The sequence below is a fragment of the Deinococcus rhizophilus genome (assembly GCF_030271215.1).
Lineage (GTDB): Bacteria > Deinococcota > Deinococci > Deinococcales > Deinococcaceae > Deinococcus > Deinococcus rhizophilus.
Genome location: NZ_JASNGB010000286.1, coordinates 1 through 2,155 on the forward strand (window position 1 = coordinate 1; position 2,155 = coordinate 2,155).

Below are 2,155 nucleotides of genomic sequence, written 5' to 3' on the forward strand. Positions count from 1 at the left end.
AGCCGACTTCTCAAGCCTCCATCTGACTTTTGACCCCTAGAGAGCTCGCGGCCTCCACCTGGAGAGGTTCCTCCGGGGTTTTGGTGGCATCCGGCTGAACGCTGGGCAGAGCGGAGCTCCTGATGACAGCGGGGCTCAGCTTGATAGACCGCCTTCGAAACGGCGGCCCTGTCAGCTCGGCTGCTCCAGGCCAGGAGGAGCGTACTGGAGCTCCCGCGGCTGCCCACCGTGCCCGCTGGTGTCCGGCAGGTGGTTGGGGCGTCCTGCGGGCAGTCCACGCGGGAGCCTGCCGGTTCCAGGTCATACCGGTATGACCACCCACTTCCGGCACCAGACAAGCGGAAAAACAGTATGGTCAACCCATGAAGATCGTGACGGTGTTCAACCACGCTGGCGGAGCGGGAAAGACGTCCATCACGCGCGACGTGGGCTATACCCTGGCGCAGGCCGGTCAGCGCGTCCTGCTGATCGACCTCGATCCCCAGGCCAACCTCACCACCTGGCTGGGCGTGGGGGACGTGGATCTTGGGGACACGGCTCATGTGGTGGCCACCGCCGGTAAGCCGCTCCCGCCGCCGCGCGAGGTCCATGGCCTGCGGTTGATTCCCTCCAGGGTCGACCTTGCCCTGGCCGAGGCCATGATGCCGGGCGTCATCGGAGCGGAGATGTCCCTTCGCAAGGCCCTGAATGCGGTGCGGTCCGACTACGATGTCGTGATCATCGACAGTCCCCCCAGTGTCGGCAAGCTGGCGGCGATGGGCGCCCTCGCGGCCGACCACCTGATCGTGCCGGTCCCCACGCGTCACAAGGGGCTGGACGCTCTGCCAGGGTTACAGGCGGTCATGAATATGTACCACAACCTCCGCCCGGAGCTCACCGTCGGCCTGTACGTCCCCACCATGTATGACGCGCGGCGGTCGCACGACCGCGAGGTCTTGCAGCAGCTGAGGCAGTACCTGTCGCCGCTGGCCGAACCGGTCCCGCAGCGCGAAGCGGTCTGGATGGACAGCAGCCTGGCCGGACAACCGGTGGGCCTGTTCGCTCCCAACAGTCCGGTGGGCCAGGACGTCTTGCGGCTGACCGACGATATCGCGCGCATCCTCGGCCTCCCCTTCGAGGTCCGGTCATGACCGGAAAGGGAAAGCGGCCGCCCATGCGCCCGGATCTGAGTGCCCTGCTGACCAGCACGGCCCAGGCTGGGAAAGCCGTCCAGCCTTCAGGCACGCTCCCCCTCGCCCAACTGCGGCCGGGCGCGGCCCAGCCCCGGCGCACTTTTGACGAGGCCGGCTTGCAGGCTCTGGCGGCGAGCATGCAGGAGCGGGGCGTGTTGCAGCCGCTGCTGGTGCGGCCCGTCGAGGGCGGATATGAAATCGTGGCGGGTGAACGCCGCTGGCGAGCGGCTCAGCTCGCGGGCCTGACGGAAGTGCCGGTGGCCATCCGGGAGATGACCGACCAGGAAGCCCGCGTCGCGGCCCTGGTGGAAAATCTTCAGCGCGAGGATCTCAATCTTCTGGATGAGGTGGACGCGAAACTGGAACTGGTGGCGATGATCCTCGCGGTGCCGCGGGACGAAGCCCGGGCCCGGCTGCTGCGCCTGGCCAAGGCGGCGCCGGGGTTGGAGACGGAACACCTCGACGCCCTGTTCGGACCGCTGGGGGAGTCCTGGCGGACCTTCGCCAAAAACAAGTTGCGGGTGCTGAACTGGCCCGCCCCGCTGCTCGACGCCCTGCGAGGTGGCCTGCCGTTTACGCTGGGGGCCGTGATTGCCGGGGCGCCGGAGTCGGCCCAGGCCCACCTGATCCAGCGGGCCCGCGACGGGGCGTCACGGGCCGAGCTGCGGGCCGAGATCGCCCGGTTGCAGGCACAGTCGGGCAGGGGAGAGCAGACGGCCGTGGAGCGCCTGGGCCAGCGCCTCAGCAGCCGGCGCTGGCTGAGTGGCCTGCGGCCTGAAGAACAGAAGGCCATTGAGAAGTGGATGGCCCGGATGCCCGCTGTGCTGCGGGCCGCGCTACAGGAGGACTGAAGGTCCGGCGCTGGTTCCTCCTGGAAATGGGGATTTGCGGCGTGTGGTCCCGGCCTGTCGTGGACTCGGGGAGTTGCCCTCGCGGCTCTGAGAGGGTGTTTGAAAAGGGTCAGGTTGTGGGGCAGTTTTGAG

At 68.1% G+C, this 2,155-nt stretch carries 2 protein-coding genes; both read left to right on the top strand.

What is annotated here, in order from left to right; genetic code table 11:
- Nucleotides 1-362: 362 nt before the first annotated feature.
- Entirely contained in the window at nt 363-1,130 is a 768-nt protein-coding gene (locus QOL99_RS16625) for a ParA family protein (RefSeq protein ID WP_285525478.1), read from the top strand.
- Nucleotides 1,127-2,023 carry a ParB/RepB/Spo0J family partition protein gene (locus QOL99_RS16630; protein ID WP_285525480.1) on the top strand — a complete coding sequence of 299 codons (897 nt, stop codon included), beginning with the start codon at nt 1,127-1,129 and terminating at the stop codon, nt 2,021-2,023. The genes QOL99_RS16625 and QOL99_RS16630 overlap by 4 nt, the downstream gene beginning before the upstream one ends.
- The last annotated feature ends 132 nt before the right edge of the window (nt 2,024-2,155 follow it).